The sequence below is a fragment of the Alcaligenes phenolicus genome (assembly GCF_032063905.1).
Taxonomy (GTDB): Bacteria; Pseudomonadota; Gammaproteobacteria; order Burkholderiales; family Burkholderiaceae_B; genus Alcaligenes; species Alcaligenes phenolicus.
The window spans coordinates 177,313-195,614 of the sequence record NZ_DAMBOE010000004.1; the positions used below are offsets into that span (position 1 = coordinate 177,313).

At 56.9% G+C, this 18,302-nt stretch carries 15 protein-coding genes; 11 read left to right on the forward strand and 4 right to left on the reverse strand.

Annotated features, from left to right (window positions below; genetic code table 11):
- Window positions 1-6: 6 nt before the first annotated feature.
- The 3 genes from U2949_RS10440 (at window position 7) to U2949_RS10450 (ending at window position 3,612) form a co-directional block, all read left to right on the forward strand.
- A complete protein-coding gene (locus U2949_RS10440; RefSeq protein WP_009453885.1) occupies window positions 7-1,383 on the forward strand; it encodes an 8-oxoguanine deaminase in 1,377 nt (458 codons plus the stop codon).
- A gap of 55 nt (window positions 1,384-1,438) precedes the next feature.
- Complete coding sequence (locus U2949_RS10445; RefSeq protein WP_026482610.1) at window positions 1,439-2,971, forward strand: nucleobase:cation symporter-2 family protein; 1,533 nt, start codon at window positions 1,439-1,441, stop codon at window positions 2,969-2,971.
- Between the two features lie 191 nt (window positions 2,972-3,162).
- A complete protein-coding gene (locus U2949_RS10450; RefSeq protein ID WP_026482609.1) occupies window positions 3,163-3,612 on the forward strand; it encodes an Hsp20/alpha crystallin family protein in 450 nt (149 codons plus the stop codon).
- A 76-nt stretch (window positions 3,613-3,688) separates the two neighbouring features.
- Here the strand turns inward: U2949_RS10450 and U2949_RS10455 are convergent, their stop codons facing one another.
- Both U2949_RS10455 and U2949_RS10460 read right to left on the reverse strand, forming a co-directional pair.
- A complete protein-coding gene (locus U2949_RS10455) occupies window positions 3,689-5,005 on the reverse strand; it encodes a M20 metallopeptidase family protein (protein WP_321287593.1) in 1,317 nt (438 codons plus the stop codon).
- 132 nt (window positions 5,006-5,137) lie between these two features.
- On the reverse strand, window positions 5,138-5,911 hold the full coding sequence (locus U2949_RS10460) for an AraC family transcriptional regulator (RefSeq protein WP_257724016.1): 774 nt from the start codon (window positions 5,909-5,911) through the stop codon (window positions 5,138-5,140).
- A 97-nt stretch (window positions 5,912-6,008) separates the two neighbouring features.
- Between U2949_RS10460 and U2949_RS10465 the strand changes: the two genes are divergently transcribed.
- From U2949_RS10465 to U2949_RS10490, 6 genes are all read left to right on the forward strand, one after another.
- Window positions 6,009-7,133, forward strand: a complete 1,125-nt coding sequence (locus U2949_RS10465; RefSeq protein WP_321287595.1) for an MFS transporter — start codon at window positions 6,009-6,011, stop codon at window positions 7,131-7,133.
- 188 nt (window positions 7,134-7,321) lie between these two features.
- The gene (locus U2949_RS10470) at window positions 7,322-8,542 is read left to right on the forward strand and encodes an MFS transporter (RefSeq protein ID WP_321287597.1); all 1,221 of its coding nucleotides are present in this window, start codon (window positions 7,322-7,324) and stop codon (window positions 8,540-8,542) included.
- A 4-nt stretch (window positions 8,543-8,546) separates the two neighbouring features.
- On the forward strand, window positions 8,547-9,410 hold the full coding sequence (locus U2949_RS10475) for an alpha/beta hydrolase (RefSeq protein WP_321287599.1): 864 nt from the start codon (window positions 8,547-8,549) through the stop codon (window positions 9,408-9,410).
- On the forward strand, window positions 9,407-10,399 hold the full coding sequence (locus U2949_RS10480; RefSeq protein ID WP_321287601.1) for a VOC family protein: 993 nt from the start codon (window positions 9,407-9,409) through the stop codon (window positions 10,397-10,399). The genes U2949_RS10475 and U2949_RS10480 overlap by 4 nt, the downstream gene beginning before the upstream one ends.
- Before the next feature lie 10 nt (window positions 10,400-10,409).
- Complete coding sequence (locus U2949_RS10485) at window positions 10,410-11,567, forward strand: FAD-dependent monooxygenase (protein WP_257724020.1); 1,158 nt, start codon at window positions 10,410-10,412, stop codon at window positions 11,565-11,567.
- Between the two features lie 71 nt (window positions 11,568-11,638).
- Window positions 11,639-12,094 (forward strand): MarR family winged helix-turn-helix transcriptional regulator, encoded by a 456-nt coding sequence (locus U2949_RS10490; RefSeq protein ID WP_321287604.1) that lies wholly within the window; start codon window positions 11,639-11,641, stop codon window positions 12,092-12,094.
- Between the two features lie 8 nt (window positions 12,095-12,102).
- Here U2949_RS10490 and nudC read toward each other — a convergent pair whose 3' ends face one another.
- Both nudC and U2949_RS10500 read right to left on the reverse strand, forming a co-directional pair.
- A complete protein-coding gene (nudC, locus tag U2949_RS10495) occupies window positions 12,103-12,864 on the reverse strand; it encodes an NAD(+) diphosphatase (protein ID WP_026482600.1) in 762 nt (253 codons plus the stop codon).
- A 609-nt stretch (window positions 12,865-13,473) separates the two neighbouring features.
- Window positions 13,474-14,406 carry a YicC/YloC family endoribonuclease gene (locus tag U2949_RS10500; protein ID WP_026482599.1) on the reverse strand — a complete coding sequence of 311 codons (933 nt, stop codon included), beginning with the start codon at window positions 14,404-14,406 and terminating at the stop codon, window positions 13,474-13,476.
- Between the two features lie 148 nt (window positions 14,407-14,554).
- Here U2949_RS10500 and U2949_RS10505 point away from each other — a divergent pair, with 148 nt between their 5' ends.
- Together U2949_RS10505 and U2949_RS10510 are read left to right on the forward strand one after the other, a co-directional pair.
- The gene (locus tag U2949_RS10505; RefSeq protein ID WP_321287606.1) at window positions 14,555-15,673 is read left to right on the forward strand and encodes a metallophosphoesterase family protein; all 1,119 of its coding nucleotides are present in this window, start codon (window positions 14,555-14,557) and stop codon (window positions 15,671-15,673) included.
- Window positions 15,663-18,284 (forward strand): AAA family ATPase, encoded by a 2,622-nt coding sequence (locus tag U2949_RS10510; protein WP_321287608.1) that lies wholly within the window; start codon window positions 15,663-15,665, stop codon window positions 18,282-18,284. The genes U2949_RS10505 and U2949_RS10510 overlap by 11 nt, the downstream gene beginning before the upstream one ends.
- Window positions 18,285-18,302 lie beyond the last annotated feature (18 nt).

The following is an 18,302-nucleotide window of genomic DNA, read 5'->3' on the forward strand; positions in this document are numbered from 1 at the left end:
ACAATAATGACTAGCCGTTCCCCGATCCTGTGGATTCGCAATCCACTGGCCTGTTCAGATGCACAAGCTGCCGGTGGCGTACTGGTGCAAGATAGCCGCATTATCGAAAAAGTGGCCGCCGGTCAGCAGCCCAAGCAGGCTTACGACCAAAGCTGGGATGCCTCCCGGCACGTTTTACTGCCCGGCTTGGTGAATACGCATCATCACTTTTACCAAACCCTCACACGGGCCTATACCCCAGCGCTGAACAAACCCTTGTTCCCCTGGCTGACCACCTTGTATGACGTGTGGGCCGGGCTGGACGACGAGCAAATGCAGGTGGCCAGCGAGCTGGCCATGGTGGAACTGTTGCAGTCGGGCTGTACGACGGTGGCCGACCACCACTATGTGTTTTCGGGCGCCTTGCAACATGCCATTGATTGCCAGGCTGAAACCGCTCAACGCCTGGGTGTACGCGCCGCATTGACCCGTGGTTCCATGAGTGTGGGCCGGGATCAGGGAGGCTTGCCCCCGCAAAACGTCGTACAGGACGAACAAACCATTCTGGACGACAGCCTGCGCCTGATTCGCCAATATCACCAACGCGAGGATGGGGCGATGATCACGTTGGCCCTGGCTCCGTGTTCGCCTTTCTCTGTCAGCCGCGAGTTGATGAGCGAAAGCGCCAAGCTGGCCGAACGCGAGGACGTACGCCTGCATACGCATCTGGCTGAAACAGACGACGAAACTGCCTACTGCGAGCGTCTCTTTGGTATGCGTCCACTGGACTATCTGGATCAGCAGGGCTGGTTAAGCAACCGTACCTGGCTGGCCCACGGCATTCACTTCAACGACGAAGAAATCCAGCGTCTGGGCCGGGCAGGCACAGGTATTGCCCATTGTCCCTCGTCCAATATGGTCTTGGGCAGCGGCCTGTGCCGCACCATCGAGCTGGAAGCCGCTGGCGCACCCGTGGGACTGGCCGTAGATGGCTCGGCCTCCAATGATCACTCCAATCTGGCTCAAGAGATGCGACAGGCACTCTTGCTGGGCCGCCTGCGCTACGAGCCGGGCCAGGTTACCCATCAAGCCGTTATTCGATGGGCCACACAGGGTTCTGCCCGTTGTTTGGGCCGCGAGGACATTGGTGGCCTGAACGTCGGGCAGCAGGCCGACCTGGCCTTGTTCACCCTGGATGAATTGCGCTTTTCCGGCGCTGAGAACCCCTTGGCGGCCTTGCTGCTCTGCGGCGCAGACCGGGCCGACCGCGTAATGGTCGCCGGTCAGTGGCGCGTGATTGACGGCCAAGCCTGCGGCATTGATTTGCAAGACTTGATGCAACGCCATCAAGCCGCTGCGCGTCGTTTGCGCGACAAGGTGCTGGATACCGTAGCGACAGCTTGAGTTCAGTAGTGACAGGGCCTCTAGAGCCCTGCCTATTTATTTTCGGAGACAAACAATGACAACACCTACAAGGGCGACGGGTGCAGCGACTGCGCAGCGCCCCGAAGACGAGAATCTGGGCCTGGGCGCGAATCTTGCCTACGGTTTTCAACACGTATTGACCATGTATGGCGGCATTATTGCCGTACCCCTGATCATTGGCGAGGCCGCTGGCCTGCCTGCCAATGAAACCGGCTTGCTGATTACCGCCTGCTTGTTCATGGGCGGCCTGGCGACCTTGCTGCAAACACTGGGTGTGCCGTTTTTTGGCTGCCGTCTGCCGCTGGTTCAAGGGGTGTCGTTTTCTGGCGTAGCCACCATGATCGCCATTTTGGGTACGGGCGGCGGTTTGCCAGCCGTATTTGGCGCAGTCATTGTTGCATCCCTGCTAGGGCTGCTGATTACGCCGGTCTTTTCACGGGTGATCCGGTTCTTCCCGCCTTTAGTCACGGGCTGCGTGATTACAACTATTGGTCTGACCTTGATGCCAGTGGCCGCATTCTGGGCCATGGGCGGTAATCCTTCCGCACCGGACTTTGGCAGCGTAGGTAATATTTCCCTGGCCGCCATGACCTTGCTGATCGTGCTCTTGCTCAGCAAGCTGGGTAGCGCCACTATCTCCCGCCTGTCTATCTTGCTGGCCATTATTATCGGCACCGTCATTGCCGTCGCCATGGGCCATGCAGATTTCTCTGCCGTCAGCGAAGGCGAGGTCTTTGCCTTGCCCAGCCTGTTCCACTTTGGCATGCCCACTTTCCAGACAGCCGCGATTATCTCCATGTTCATTGTGATCATCGTGACGCTGGTGGAAACCTCGGCCGACATTCTGGCCGTGGGCGACATCATCGAAACCAAAGTGGATGCTCGTCGTCTGGGTGATGGCTTGCGTGCCGATATGCTCTCCAGCCTGATCGCCCCTGTATTTGGCTCTTTCACACAAAGTGCCTTTGCCCAGAACGTAGGCCTGGTGGCGGTCACCGGCGTGAAAAGCCGTTACGTCGTAGCCTTTGGTGGCCTGATTCTGATCGCACTGGGCTTGCTGCCCATCATGGGCCGTCTGGTTGCCGCTGTCCCACCATCGGTACTGGGTGGCGCGGGTATGGTCCTGTTTGGCACCGTCGCTGCCAGCGGTATCCGTACCCTGGCCAAGGTGAACTATGAAAACAATATGAACCTGATCATCGTCGCCACCGCTATCGGTGCCGGCATGATTCCGATCGTGGCTCCCAAGTTTTACGAGCACTTCCCGGTCTGGTTTGCGACGATTTTCCACTCCGGCATCAGCTCGGCCGCCCTGGTGGCGATTGTGCTGAACCTGTTGTTCAACCACTTCACCTTGGGCAATCCCGATCAGCCCTCTGTATTTGCTGCCGGTGGGGGCCGCTATCTGCGGGTCTCGGACGTGGCAAACCTGAACGAGGGTGACTACGTTGAAAACGGCAAGATCATGGACAAGGACGGCAAGGAAATCCCGATTATTGCGGATGAACACCCGGCACCCGAGCAGCCTGCTGTGCTGCACACAAAACCGGGTTTAAGCAGCACCTGAAACCATAAAGACGCTGCTAAAAGAACATAAGGTCGTACCTTTAGCCGCCTTGTCTCTCCAGAGAGCAAGGCGGTTTTTTTAATCTAAGCACTTGAAATCTCAGGGACTAACCTCATCTCCTCTTACGTAGGCGACCGAGCCCACGCCTTCCATTGCAGCAGGGCTCAGCAAAGGAAAAATGGAGATCAAGCATGGCAAGCAATTTGACACGTTTTAATCCGTTTGGGGATCTGGCAGGTCTGGACACGTGGCGAGATATTGAAGACATCTTCCGTCGCGTCCCCGTTGTTGGCTCTCTGGCCGGAAATACACCGCCCAGCATCCGCCTGGATGTCAACGAGAACGAAGAGGCCTATCAAGTCAGCGCAGAAGTGCCTGGCATCAACAAAGAAGACGTCCACGTCAGCGTGGAGGGCAATATCGTTTCCATCCGCGTGGAAAGCCGTCGTACTCAGGAAGAGAAAGACGGGGATACGGTCTTGCGCAGCGAGCGCTATTACGGGGTGCAGACCCGTCGCTTCAGCCTGGCGCAGGATATTGACGAGTCCCGGGCCAGTGCCAAATGCGAGAACGGCGTACTGGAGCTGATTCTGCCCAAGAAAAAGAGTGGAACAGGGGCCAAGAAGCTGGAAATTCGCTAAACAAGCCTGTTGAATTGAAAACCGCGCCATTTACGGCGCGGTTTTTTTTGTTCTCCATCTGAAACCGTCAAGATGGCTACGGTTTTTTGTGATCCATCATATAAGTCAAAGAGCTGGCCACTAAAGCACGAGTACCGATGCGCAAAGCCTTTTCATCAATCATGAATTCAGGCGAATGGTTAGGTGCTCCCATCTTGTCGGAATAGGGCGAGGCGTTCAGACGCCAGAAAACCACGGGCACGTTCTTGCCAAACGCACCGAAGTCCTCGGAGCCCATGCCAGGAGCCACTTCCTTGGCACCAATCCCGTCAGTGGCCAGATCCAGAGCTGGAATCACGGTTTGGGTGGCTTTAGGATCGCTGACCAGAACTTCGTAGCCCGTGTCGATACGCACAGTGGCCTTCAAATCATGGTTCGCAGCAATGTTTTGCGCATAACGCTGAATCAGTTCATGCGCCGTTGCCTGGTTCTGCTTGGACAGGGAACGCACGGTGCCACTGATGTCAGCACTTTCAGGCAGTACATTGGGGCGGTTACCGCTTTGCAGCGAGCCTACCGTCACCACAGTGGTGCCGTCCTGGGGATTGGTACGCTGGGCAATGATGTTGTTCAAGGCCACAACGGTTTCAGCCGCAGCAACCACGGGCGAGGCGGCATTCCAGGGCGAGGAACCATGGCCGCCTTTACCAGCCAAAGAAATGGAGAACACATCGCCACTGGCCATCAGGCTGCCTTGGCGGTAGCCGATACTGCCAGCAGGGTAGGAGGGTCCAATGTGCTGGCCCATCACCACATCCACTTTAGGCTGGTCCAGCACGCCTTCAGCCATCATGGCGTTGGCACCGCTCAAAGGTTTGCCAGGGCCTTGTTCTTCCGCAGGCTGGAACAGCAGCACAATCGTGCCGGGCAGTTCATCGCGCATGTCCGAAAATACCTTGGCCGCGCCTAACAACATGGCCACGTGAGTGTCATGACCGCAAGCGTGCGATACCGACACTTCCTTGCCTTGCCAGGTGCCTTTGGCAACGGACTTGAAGGGCAGGTCATTGCGTTCCTGTACAGGCAGGGCATCCATATCGGCTCGCAGGGCCACAACCGGGCCCGGCTTTCCGCCTTTCAATACGGCCTTGACGCCAGTTTTCGCAATGCCGGTCTGAATCTGATAACCGGGCATCGTTTCCAAGGCCGCCTTGATATAGGCGGCTGTGTTGTGCTCTTGGTAAGACAACTCGGGATTCTGGTGAATGTGGCGGCGCCATTCAATAACCTGCTGCTCCAGCGCATCGGCCTTGCTCAAAGCCGTATCCATCATGGGATTACTGGCTTGCGCCAAAGCCGTACCAGCCATTAAACATGTTGCTGCCAACAGGCTCAGGCGAAATGAATGCTTCATAAGATCCCCTCTCTTTTTTAGTCGTAATAGCGACTGATCATAGCACTGCCATATACAGTAAACGGAGCAATTCTTTGACACTTATACTAGTTGAATCCCCTAGTGCAGTGCGATGCTTATCCTTATAAAGGGCTAATCAAAATAGCGTTTTTGCCGACCGTAATGGCCGGGAGTCAGCCCTGTCTGCTCCTTGAAAAAGGCAATAAAAGCACTGTCGCTGGCAAAGCCCAGGTCCGCAGCCAGGCGGGTCACCTGGCCCCCGGTAGAAAGTTGCTCAATTGCCTTGAGCAAACGCCATTGCTGTCGCCACTGCTGGTAATTCAGACCGGTATCCCGCTTGAATAATCGGCTGATTGTTTTCTCGCTCGCTCCCAAATAACTTGCCAATTCATTCAGGGCGGGGGGCAGCGTATCCAGCGGGATTTGCCGTAAGCGGCTATCTTGGGGCAAGGGCAAAAACAGGGCTTGATCGGGTGCGCGTTGCAGCTCGTCCAGCAAGACCAGCATGACATGCAAGCCCGGAGGCTCATCCCAGTTTTCATCCAGATCCGCTTGAGCGATACGGTCCAGCGCGGCGGTCAGCAAATCGTTCGCTGCCAGCAACTGGACCTCCACGGGTAAAGCAGGGTAGTGGGTCGGGTCCAGATACACCGATCGGTAATCTACTTGTTCGCTCATTTGCGCCTGATGCGGCAGCAAAGCGGGAATCCAGATCAAGCGCCCTGGCGGCAACAAGCACAGTTGCTGATCCAGGGTGACAGTAATGCAGCCGCTGTGCGTGTACAGGATCTGACCCCAGGGATGCTGGTGCAGGCCGGAATCATGTTGCGCCAAACGGGCGGCAATACCCAGCACATGGCGGCCTGTCAGGTCGGGAAAGGGGTCACTGGCTTCTAACCAAGGCATGATTGTCCGATTTCATGGGTTTTTAATCAGAATACGTGTAATAGAAAAAACTGACCAGAGCTACGCTGATTCTTTTCAAATTGATGTGTGAATTGGCATGACTCGTTTTCTTCTCTTGATGATCGCCCTGATCATGTTTCCGCAGGTGGTGGAAACCGCCTATAGCCCCGCCTTGCCGCTTATTGCCCAGAGCTACGCGGTATCGGCCAGTGAGGCGGGGCAAACCTTGTCCGTCTACTTTATTGCCTTTGCGCTCGGTGTACTGTTCTGGGGTTGGCTATGCGACCGGGCAGGGCGCAGGCCGGCTGTTCTGGCAGGTTTGACGGTGTATGGCCTGGGTTGTCTGCTGGCCCTGTTCAGCCCGAGTTTTACGGTGCTCTTGCTGGCCCGCATGATTAGTGCATTTGGTGCGGCGGTCGGCTCCATTGGCGTGCAAACCATGCTGCGGGACCGCTATCAGGCCGAAGAACTGGCCAAGATTTTCGGCACTATTGGGGCAGCTCTGGCGCTGAGTCCTTTGCTGGGTTTGGCCATGGGTGTGGCTTTGTCCTCGGGTGCTCAAGTGATGCCGGTTTTTATCGGGCTGCTGGTTCTGGCCTTGATTCTGCTGGGCGTCAGCCTGTTGCAGCTCCCTGAAACCCGCCCCGATCAACGCCCGCACAGCAGCTTGTTGCAAGTACTGCTTCGCCTGCTGAAAGACCCGGCGATCTGGCAATCCGCCTTGTTGGTAGCTTTGTTCAACACCACGATTTTTGCGTTTTATCAGTGGGCTCCCTTCTTGCTGCAAGGCCTGGGCTCGGACAACTGGCCAATGATGGTTGCCGGTGTTCTGCTGGCTGCGGGCACGCTCATGGGTGCATTTTTGAACCGCCGCTGGCTGGCAGCGGGGCAGTCGTCCCACAGGCTGATTTGGCGGGGTATCACGCTGTTGGCGGTAGCGGCTATTGGCCTGGAGTTCGCGGGCAAACACCAGATTTTTCTGCTACCTGCAGTGCTGCTTGCGCTGGCCTACGCGGTCGCCATTCCTAACCTTTTGTCCGGCGCCTTGCAGCACTATCGCTCGGTAGCGGGTATGGCAGGTGCAGTCTTTGGCCTGATGTACAGCCTGCTGCTGGGTCTGGGCTTGGCCTTGTCAGCCTTGTGGGGGGATCTGGCTGATGTGACCCTTATTTGTGCCGTTCTGGCCGCTGTTTGCCTGGCTTTACCTCTGAAAAAGACTTGAGAAAAACCCTGACATGCCATTCGTAAGGCACCTCACCATAGGGTATATACTAATACATATGTATTGACATAGATTAAGCCGAATCACCATAATCCTTCATGCTTAAAGCAATTGAAGAGTGTGCCTGACAAACACTCAGCTTGAACATTTATCCAAAAGGAGAGGATGACATGGTGGAACAGGGGGTTATGAGCGGTACGCTCGACAAGGCCAAGCCACGCGGCACAGTGGCCTTGCTCATGCTGTTGATGGCCGTGATGGGCGAAATGTGCCTGGCGGCCGACTTTTATGGCTTTGCAGCTGTTATCAAAATTGTGTCGGCAGACCTGTCACTAAGCCCCGCGCAAGCCGGCTTGGTGCAGGGCGCTTTCGGTGTTTCGTTTGCGCTGGGCATGTTGTTCTGGGCACCACGCGGTCGCTCCATGAGTTCGGCCCGTCTGTACCTGATTGGCTTGGGTGGGAGCGGCTTGCTGATGCTGTTGCAAACTCAGGCGCAGGATTTCACGCTGCTCTTTCTGCTGCGTCTGGTTGTGGGCTTTTTTGACTCCGCCGTCTGGGTCGGGTCCATGAAAATCGTCATGCAATGGTTTGCGCCACGCCGCCAGGGCCTGGTGCTGGGCATTATTCTGGCCGCCTATTCGTTGGCCATTACCCTGGATTTTGCCCTGGGTCTGCCTTACGCCATGGCGCATGGCTGGCGCGCTTTCTTTCTGGTTCTGGGCGGGCTGACGTTAAGCGCCTGTGTGATCACGCAACTGGTAGTGCGCGCCGGTCCTTATCAAGATCCTCACGACAAGATCAAGACCGATGCCGGTGTGTTGCGCTCCATTGCCGCACGACCCTGGATCTGGGTGGGTATTCTGGCCATTTTTGGTGCCTTGTTCTCGGTTGCCGCAACGGCTACCTGGCTGATTCCTGCCTTGATTGATGTGCAGAAAATGGCCCCCGAGCAGGCCCCCTTGTTCGGCACCATCATGGGCTTGTCCCAAGTCTTTTTCCTGATTCTGGGTGGTTACGTCAGCGATCGCTTCACCCGAGTTGGTGTGATGCGTGTGGGCATGTGGCTCACCATTCTGGCGGCCAGCGCCTGTGTTCTGGTTGCCTGGCAGGCCTTGCCCTACAGCGGCTTGCTGATCGTGGCCATTCTTTGCGGCGTAGGGGTGTTTCATGGCGGCGCCATTTTCAGCTACGTGGGTGAACGCTATGGCGTGAACCTGGGCCCTTGTGCCGCTGGCTATGCCGAGATGGGCGGCGTGTTCGCCACCTTCGTCGCACCATCTTTGCTGGGCCTGTTGCTGAGCCTGACCGGCTCCTACATCTGGGCCTTTGGCAGCTTCCTGGCTGTGGAAGTGCTGGTTTTCATCGGTTTCCTCCTATTGAACCGCTTGCCATCGGCACAGGCGGAATAAAGAAATGAACAAACTCGTTTTCGATCCGGCAGACCTGGAGCAATACCGGCTCCAAGCCTCGGTGGCTGATTTTGACGCTGAAATGGCCGCCTACAAGCAGGCCAGCGAACGGGCCCGCGCTGCCTTGGGCACCTGTTTCAGCACCCACGCCTACGGCGATGACCCGGCAGAAAAACTGGATGTCTATGCGGCCAGCCAGGCCGGTGCCCCGGTTTATCTCTTCATTCATGGTGGCTACTGGCGCATGTTGTCCAAGGACGACTCGGCCATGATGGCGCAAAGCCTGCATGCCGCCGGTGCCACGGTGATTTGCCTGGACTACGGTCTGGCTCCGGCTTACCGCTTGCCGCAAATCGTGGCGCAATGCGAACGCGCCTTGCAATGGGTTCACGCCCACGCAGCGCAATTTAATGGCGACCCGCAGCGTATTCATATCAGTGGCAGCTCGGCGGGAGGCCATTTAAGCGGCATGTTGCTGGCGGCCGATGCCCAACGTGAACAGCGTCTGATCCACAGCGCCAGCATTCTCAGCGGCGTGATGGATTTACATCCCATCTTGCAGACCGCCGTGAATGACTGGCTGCAGCTGGACGAAGAACAAGCCCAACGTTACAGCCCGGCCTTGCATCCCCCCGCGCAGGGAGTTCCTGTGCTGGTGGCCTGGGGCGCACTGGAACCGGCCGTCATGCAGGAACAAAGCCGTCACTACGCCCGGCAATGCGAGCTGGCGGGCTGCCTGGTGCAGAGCATGGCCGTGCCAAACCGTAATCATTTCAACGTCTTGAGGGATCTGGAACAGAGCGACAGCGCATTGACGCTGGCCGTGTTGCAGACCATGAATCGTCATACCCAGGAGGAGAGACTATGACACAAGCAACTTCCCACTCCACCCAAACCGCGTGCTTTGAGCCCCGCCGTCTGGGCCACGTCAACCTGTGGGTTGACGAGCTGCAACGCGGTGAAGATTTTTACAGCCAGGTCTGCGGCCTGAAAGTGGAATTTACCGAACCGGATCTGGTGGCGACTTTTTTAGGCACCGGCCACACCCCCCACGACTTGGGCATGATGGAAACCACCAAAGGCGTGAACCGGTATGGCCGTGACGGTCTGCTGCAACTGCCCGGCACAATTGGCTTGAAGCCCGGTCTGAATCACCTGGCCTGGGAGCTGGAAAATGAAGCGGAACTGGTTGCAGGCTGGAAGCGCGCAAAAGAGCAGGGGCGCGATATTGATATGACGGTGGATCACCAAGTGGCTCATAGCGTCTATATGTTTGACCCCGATGGCAACTACAACGAGTTCTACTGCGACACCATTAAAGACTGGCGCAGCGTGCTAGGTGGCCCCATGGAATTGCTGACCAGTCGCTGGGATCCTGAAGGCCAGGAGCCTTTTACCGAAGGCCGCTACGACTCCGACCCCGTTCTGGAAACAGTCGCCGACGCCCCGGTCCAACCACGCCGCGTCACCCATGCCGTGCTGCGTACCGCTCAGTTGGACGCCATGCGCCGCTTTTACACCGAAGTCGGCGGCCTGGAAGTGGTTTATGAAAACGAGCAGGTTGTCTACTTGCGTGCTGGTCTGGCCAATTATGATTACAGCCTGATCCTGGTACGTGATGAAGAGGCCTCCTTCTCGCATGGCAGTTTCGAGCTGGCCAGCGTCCAGGATCTGGAACAAACACTGGAGCGCCTGAAAGCCCGGAACATTACCCCCGTTCACAACGTGAACCTGCCCTGGAAGCGCGCTTTCTTCTTGCGTGACCCGGATGGTCTGCTCAGCGAGTGGTACGTGACTCTGGCTGGCGAACGTGTTCTGGATAGCAATCACTCTTTGCCTTTGTGGGCGCAAGTTTAAGGAAACCAGCATGTCCGATAAAAAACTAAGTGCCTTGATCGCAGGCGGTGGCCTGGGTGGTTTGGCAACCGCCGCCGCTTTGGCTCAACGCGGCTGGGATGTCACGGTACTGGAGCGCCAGTCTGAATTGCGCGCCAATGGCTCCGGTATTTATATCTGGGAAAACGGCCTGCGCGTTCTCAAAGCCTTGGGAGCGTACGAGCAAGCCATTGAAGGCGCTTTTTACGGTAGTCACTTTGAGCAGCGTGATCTGAATAACGAGGTCATTGATTGCGGCCCCACACCGCCCGATCGTCGTCTGATTACCGTGATGCGCTCGCAACTGCTGAAATCCCTGGAGCAAGCGGGCAAGCGCGCCGGCGTGAAGGTACGCACGAATGTGGAAGTCATCGCTGCCAGCGCACGCGGGGAAGTTCAACTGGCCTCGGGCGAGCGTTTACGTGCCGATCTGGTCGTGGGTGCGGATGGCATCTGGTCCCGTATCCGCCAATCTCTCGGTCTGGAACTGGTGCACGAGCAAACCCGCGAGGGAGCCTTGCGCACCATGATCGAGCGCAAGCCAGGCGACACCGATGCACAAGATGCTCAAAAATACATCGAGAACTGGAATGGTCTGCATCGCTTGCTGATTACGCCCGTCAGCGAAACCCAAACCTATCTGGCCTTAACGTGCCCGTACGACGATGTGCGCGGCAGCAATACCCAGATCGACAAGGAATACTGGTCTGCCTTGTTCCCACACTGGGCGCACCTGATTGAACGAGCAGATGGCCCGGTCAGCTGGGGTCGTTACAGTGTGACGCGCTGCAAAACCTGGTCCAGTGGACGCACGGCGATTCTGGGTGACGCCGCCCACGCTCAACCGCCGAACCTGGGGCAGGGTGGGGGCATGGCCATGCAAAATGGCCTGGCTTTGGCTACGTTTCTGGAAGAGGTGGGGGATGCGCGCGATATTCCCGAAGCCCTGGAAGCCTGGGAAAACAATGAGCGCGAGATTGTGGAGCACTGCCAGAAGTGGTCCTGTCTATATGGCGAGATCAGCGCCTTGCCCGATGAAGTGCGTACGCAGGTCGTGCGTTCCGCCATGGCCAATCCCTGGAGTTACGCGCAGATTTTCCGCGCCGCCAGTCATACGCCTACGGGAACCGTCCAGGCAGAGCTCTGCTAGTATACTGACGGTCCGCTTGTCGCTCCGATTTCATGGAGCGACAAGCGCAGGATTGACTCTCCCAAGGCATTATGAGCAAAACTCCCGTCTCCATCCCTGACAGCAGCGTAGAAACCAATCTGGCCTTTCAGATGGCCAACATTATCTACAAGCTGGACCAAACCCTAAGATCGACCACCCTGCGTGAGCACAATATGACCTATGTGCACTTCCGGGTCTTGCAGTACCTGTGGGATAAGGACGGGCGCAGCATCGGGGAAATTGCCAAGGCCATCGTGGTGCATCAGCCGGTCTTGAGCCGGGTAATTGATCAAATGGAAGAACGTGAATTGGTGCAGCGCCGCGCGGACGAAAACGACAGCCGCTATATGCGCGTCTACCTGAGCGAAACGGGCCGTGAGCGCTATGCGCAAGTCTGGCCCGCCGCCAAAGAAATGATTGATGATGCCCTGTCCGTACTCAATCCCAATGAGCGCGAGGACCTGGGCCGTATGCTGCGCAGTGTCGCCGCCCATCTGGCGACCTGAGTCACGCTTTAAGTCTTGGCCAGTCCCGGTAAATTGGCTCGAATCAAACGGCCCGCAATGGAGTCGGTATGGGGCAGATCGGGCAGGGCATCACCAGGGCCAAACCAGCGCGCGTCATTGATTTCGTCAGCTTGAATGCGCAATTCGCCGCCAGCGTATTCGGCGGTATAAGCCACCATTAAAGAATGTGGGAAAGGCCAGGACTGACTGCCGAAATACTGAATGTTGTCCACGCGCAGCCCCACTTCCTCCATAACCTCACGGTGAATGGCTTCTTCCAGGTTTTCACCAGCTTCCACAAAACCGGCCAAGGCGGTGTAGCGTGCCGTTGCGTAAGTGGAGTGGCTGGCCAACAAGATACGGTCCTTGTCGCGGATCAGTACCATCATGGCCGGGGAGATTCGGGGATAGGCCGAGAAACCACAGGAGGTGCAGCGAAAGCACAGTTCATGCTTCACACGCTCCATGCCCGAACCGCACACACCACAGTAACGATGGCTACGCGCCCACTCCGAGACTTGAAAAGCCCGATTCACAAGACTGGCTTGATCCCCCAACTGCGACAGCACACCGCGCAAGTGACGGAAGGTAAAGCCATCCGGAGCCGGGGTCTCGGCTGCTACGTGGCAGGCAAAATCCTGACAATCGTCACCTGGAAAAATGGCATGCCATTGCGCCTGCGCTAAATCCAGTGCGGGTCTGGCGGGAATCAAGGCTTGTCCTTCCTGGCTGCTGACCAATATTTCATTTCCACGAAAAATGAAATTCATGTGTTTTCTGTCCTTTAATAAGCCGCCTAATAGCAGCACAGCGCTGGCTATTGTACGGGAAGGACGGAGGCAGAAAAAAGCGGAGAAAAACCCAAGGGGCCGAGCAGGGCATTCAGACAGCGGCCAGAAAAAACCGCCGTTTTAAAACCAGAAACACGACTGTCAAAAAGGTGACGTGTTACATGGCTTTGTCGAGAAAATCCCAGGACAAAACTGGCAAGCCACCTGATTAGCAGACAGATAATTAAGCATGAATTTATTTAAAACAGGTGATTCGTTTTTAAAACTTTAAAATCGGATTAATTATTTATAAAAACCATTTCTTATTTTTGTTTTATTTTTTTTATTTTAAAAATCGCTATTTTATTTTTATATATTAAGGCAGCTTATAAAGCGTCTGTATTTATTCCTGACTTCACTAGACCACTTTCAGAAAAAATAGCCCTGGGGAGTCTGAGGATGATCAGAAAAGTCCACAAAAAAACCGCCTGGCCTGAGCAAGACGGTTTTCTTGAAAAAACCGCATAAAACCTGAGGTTTCACGCGGTTTAAGCAGACAGCACCTGCTGAAAAAAATGCTGACAAGCAGAAAATAAGGGGCTGGCTGGTTTACTCGATGTTTTGGGTCTGTTCGCGCAGCTGCTCAATACACAGCTTCAAGTCGATAGAGGCGCGCGTCATGTCCATGCTGCCTGCCTTGGAACCCAAGGTATTGGCCTCACGGTTCATCTCCTGGAACAGGAAGTCCAAACGCTTGCCAGTGCTGCCTTGGCGCGTACTTTTCTTGTTGGACGCCACGCTGGTATCACCGTTAAGAATCAGCTCCAGCTCGGTCAAATGCGAACGCAAGCGGGCGATTTCCTCAGCCACATCAATACGCAGGGAGAAAACAGCCGCTTCCTGCGCGACGCGGGCAGACAGTTCTTCGCCCGAAATCAGGGCAAAACCGTCCGGGCTGGCTTGCAACAAGGCGTCATGCAAGCGAGTGGCAATCTTGTTCTTCTGCTCCGTCAGAATAGAAGGCAAGTGCTGCTCGACCTCGTCCACAATGGCGCTCATGTCCTGGCGAATATCCAGCATGGCTTGTGCCAGACGCTGGCCTTCGCGCTCTCGGGTCGCCTGAAAATCCTGCAAGGCCGCCTCGAAAGCCTGGCTGATCATGGGCAGCCAGATTTCGGGGTCCATGCCCGAATTATTGCCGCTTTGATTGCTCAGCAAGGTATGCAGCTCGGGCGCAGGCAGATCGGGAATGGCGACGCGTGCCACTTGCAGCATCTGTGCCGTGCGTTCCACCGCCTCCATATCCAGGCTGCGTTGCTGATCCGTGCCGCTACGGGCAAAGTTGACCCGCAATTCCAGCTTGCCACGCTGCACGCCCTGGGCGGCCAGCTCGCGCAGCAGATTCTCCGCAAAGCGCAGTTCCTCGGGCAAACGCAGATTCAGGTCCAGAAAGCGGTTGTTGACGCTGCGCATCTCGATATTGATGGTGCCTGCTTCGGACTCGGCCTTGGCGCTGCCAAACGCGGTCATGCTACGGATCATGGGTGGGTCACTTTAAGAATGGAATAAAGCCGCCAATTGTACTCTCAGGTCCCGGCTTTGGCCGCTCCTCTCGCCGCTACAAAGCTCTATACTTCAGGTATTCAAGGCCTCCAAGGGCCGATTTTTTTTACCAAATCTAAGGGCAGTCATGCTACGAATCCTGCATACAGCCGATTGGCAAATAGGTCGCCAGTACTCGCGTTTCGAGCTGGAGGACGCGGCCGCCCTGGCTGAGGCACGTTTCAAGGCCATTGAGAAGCTGGCAACGCTGGCTAGCGAACATCGCGCCGATCTGCTTGTGGTAGCAGGCGATGTCTTTGATTCGCAAACCCTGAGCGATCGCAATCTGCGCCGCAGTTTCAATGCCATGGCGGGTTTCACCGGCCCCTGGCTGCTCCTGCCCGGCAACCATGACGCGGCCTTGAGCGAAAGCGTCTGGACACGCGCGCGTCGCTTGAACTGCATTCCCGATTACGTGCATGTGCTTGATACACCGGAGCTTTTCTTGCTGGACGAGCTCAAGCTTGCGGTCCTGCCAGCGCCGTTGACACAACGCCAGACTTATCAGGACTTGAGCGATTGGTTCGATCAGGCCGAAAGTCCGGCGGGTTACTGGCGTCTGGGCTTGGCGCATGGCAGCGTCAGTGGGGTGCTGGAGCATTTGGACAGCCATAACCTGATCGATCAAAAGCGCGTACAACGCGCCAAGCTGGACTATCTGGCACTGGGCGACTGGCACGGCACCGTCAAAATCAACGAACGCTGCTACTACAGCGGCACGCCCGAGCCGGACCGCTTTCGGGATAACGATTCCGGCCAGGCCTTGCTGGTGGAAATCAGCGAACCGGGCGCAACACCTGTGATTCAAGTCTTGCCGGTTGCTCAACACCCTTGGCGCAGTATCCAGCACCATTTGAATGACGATACGGATCTGGACCTGCTGGAGCGGGAACTGAGCGCCTTGGCCGATCAGAGCGTGGTGGAGCTGGAGCTATCTGGCCAGTTAAGCCTGAGCGGTTTTGAGCGTCTGGAGAGCATTCTAGGTCAGTCTCAAGCCCGTTGCCGCGCCTGGGATTGCCAGCGCGAGGCCTTGCGTCTGGCGCCTTCAGAAGAAGATCTGGACGCCTTGCAAGCCGATGGTTATCTGCAGGCTGCACTGAAACAATTGCAGGAGCTGCGTCACGGTAGCCAGCAGCAAGCCGCTGAAGATGCCTTGTTGATTCTGGCCGGTTTGCTGCGCGATAAGGAAGGTGGTCATGCACATTAAGTCCCTGCGCGTAGAGCAATTCAAGCGCTTTCGTCAGCCCGTCTCACTGGACAAGCTGGAACCGGGCCTGAACATCATCAGTGCCCCGAACGAGGCCGGTAAAAGTACCTTGGCCGAGGCCTTGCGCACGGTGTTTTTCGAGCGCTATGGCACGGGCAGCCTGACAAAAATCCTGCCGTGGGGCGATTCCTCGGCCGCGCCGGAAATCGAGCTGGATTTCAGTCTGAACGGCCAGGACATGCGCCTGAGCAAGCGTTTCCTGAAACGCAAACGCTGCGATTTATACATCGGTAACCAGCATCTGGACAATGACGAGGCCGAGCAATATCTGGCCCAGCAAATGGGCTTTGAGTACGCCGCCAAAGGCAGCAGCCAGGCCCGTAACTGGGGCGTGCCGGGCCTGTTATGGATTGAACAAGGGCAGGGCCAGGACCTGCGCAGCTCGGTCGAACACGCCAGCGGCACCTTGCAGCAGGCATTGGGTAGTGAAATTGCTGATCTGACCAGTGCAGACGGAGATTATCTGATCGAACAGGCCCAGCAACAGCTGGACCAATATGTGACTCAGGCTCAAGGACAGCCTCGCGGCGTCTGGCTGGCAGCGCAGAAAGAAGCCAAGGAGCTGGAAGAGCAGTTACAGAGCCAGCAGTCTGCCTTGCAGCAGTATCAGCAATGGGTGGACGAACTGGCGCAGGCCCGTAGGCAAATTGCCCATGCCGAGGCTAAGCGTCCTTGGGAGCAGCTACGTGAGCAAGCCAAACAAGTGCAGGTTCAGTTACTTCAAGCCCGCCAATTGCAGGAACGGGCCAAGGAACTTCAACAGGCGCTGAACATGTTGGCCGAGCGAGAAAAGCTCTACCAACAAGCTGGGGAACGCGACCTGGAGTGGGCTCGCCAACGCAGCCAGCGCGCCGAGCAGGTCAAATCCTTGAGTGCCAAGCTGGAGCAAGAGCAGGGCACGCTCAGCAGCTTGAACCAGCGTCTGGAGCAGGCGCGCAGCTATAAAGACGCCAATCTGCTGGAGCAAGAACGCGCCCGTACCTGGCAGCAATGGTTTCAGGATCAAGCCAGCTTTGAGGGCACACAGCAGCAATTGCAGCAGGTGCAAGGGCAACTGGAAGAACTGGGCAAGCTGGAAACCCAACTGGCGCAATGCGGGGCCGCCTTGGTGCAGCTGAAAATCAGTGACGAGGCCCTGGACCAATTACGCCAGCAGCACCAGCTTATTCAGCGTTTACAACACCAACTTGAGACGATTTCCACCGAATTGCAGATCGAACTGCAAGACGGCGCCAGCCTGTTGCTGGATGGCGAATCCATTCAAGGTCAGCATCGCGCCCACCTTAGTACCAGCACCCTGATTGAGCTACCCGGAATGGGCCAGCTACGCATCATTCCCGGTGGTCGCGATCTGGGTAAAGTGCAGCAACAATTGGCGCAAACCCAGCAAGAATACGAACAGACGCTTGGTCAACTGGGCGGGAAAAGCCTGGAAGAGCTGGAGCGTCGCCGCGAGCAATATCGGGAACAAGAACAACAAGACCGACTGTTACGCAACTCCATGAAAGCGCTGGCCCCGCAAGGCAAAGCACACTTGCAAGGTCTGGTTCAGGCGGCTCAACAACGCATCGCCCCGCAACGCCCGCAAGGCGAGGCCATCGAGACCTCGGAACTGGGCCGTATCGCCCAAGCCGCCACCATGGCCGAGCAGCAGTACCGTGCGCTGGAAAGCGACTGGCATGATGCCCGCGAAGCTGTTGCCCGCACTCAGGCCCGTCTTGAGCAGGCCCAGGCCGAAGCCAATAGCCTGGAACAACAATGGGCTGACCCACAACGCCAGCAAGCACAGCAGGAGCGCGAGCAGCAATGGGGACAACTGCGCCTGCAACGCGAGCAGCAACTGGCCGATCAGAAGGCGTTGGAAGCCGAACTGGCCGCCTTGCCCGTCTCAGTTCTGGAGCAGGACCTGCAACGTCTGGAGCGCAGCGCCCAGCAGCAGGAACAAAGCTATAACGAGGCCCGTCTGGCCGCCCAGCTGGTGCAAACCAAGCTGGAAACCCACGGTGCGCAAGGCCTGGAAGAACAAATCGACCAGACCTCGCTACGTCTGCACGACTGCCAGCGCCGTTGTGCCACTTACGAGCGCCGTGTCGCAGCCCTGCGCCTTTTGTTGTCTGTCCTGCGAGAACAGCGCAACGCCTTGACCCAGCAATTGCACGAGCCTCTACAAAAGCACATCAATCACTATCTGCGCCTGCTTCTGGGCAAGGCACGGGTGGAGCTGGACGAGTATCTGGCCCCACGCTGGCTGCAGCGCGATAGCGGGCAAGGGCTGGCCGACGATATTGATGGCCTGAGCTTTGGCGCACGCGAGCAAATCGGCCTGATTGCCCGTCTGGCCTATGCGGATTTGCTGCAACAGGCAGGCCGTCCTACCTTGCTGATTCTGGATGACGTGCTGGTCCACAGTGACAACGATCGTCTGGGAGCCATGAAGCGCATTATTCACGACGCTGCCCAGCGCCATCAGATCCTGCTTTTCACCTGCCAGGCCGATAAGTGGATGGACATGGGGGTTGCGCTACGGCCCGTCCCGCAAGGCGTACAATAGGCGTTTTGAATTTTGTCC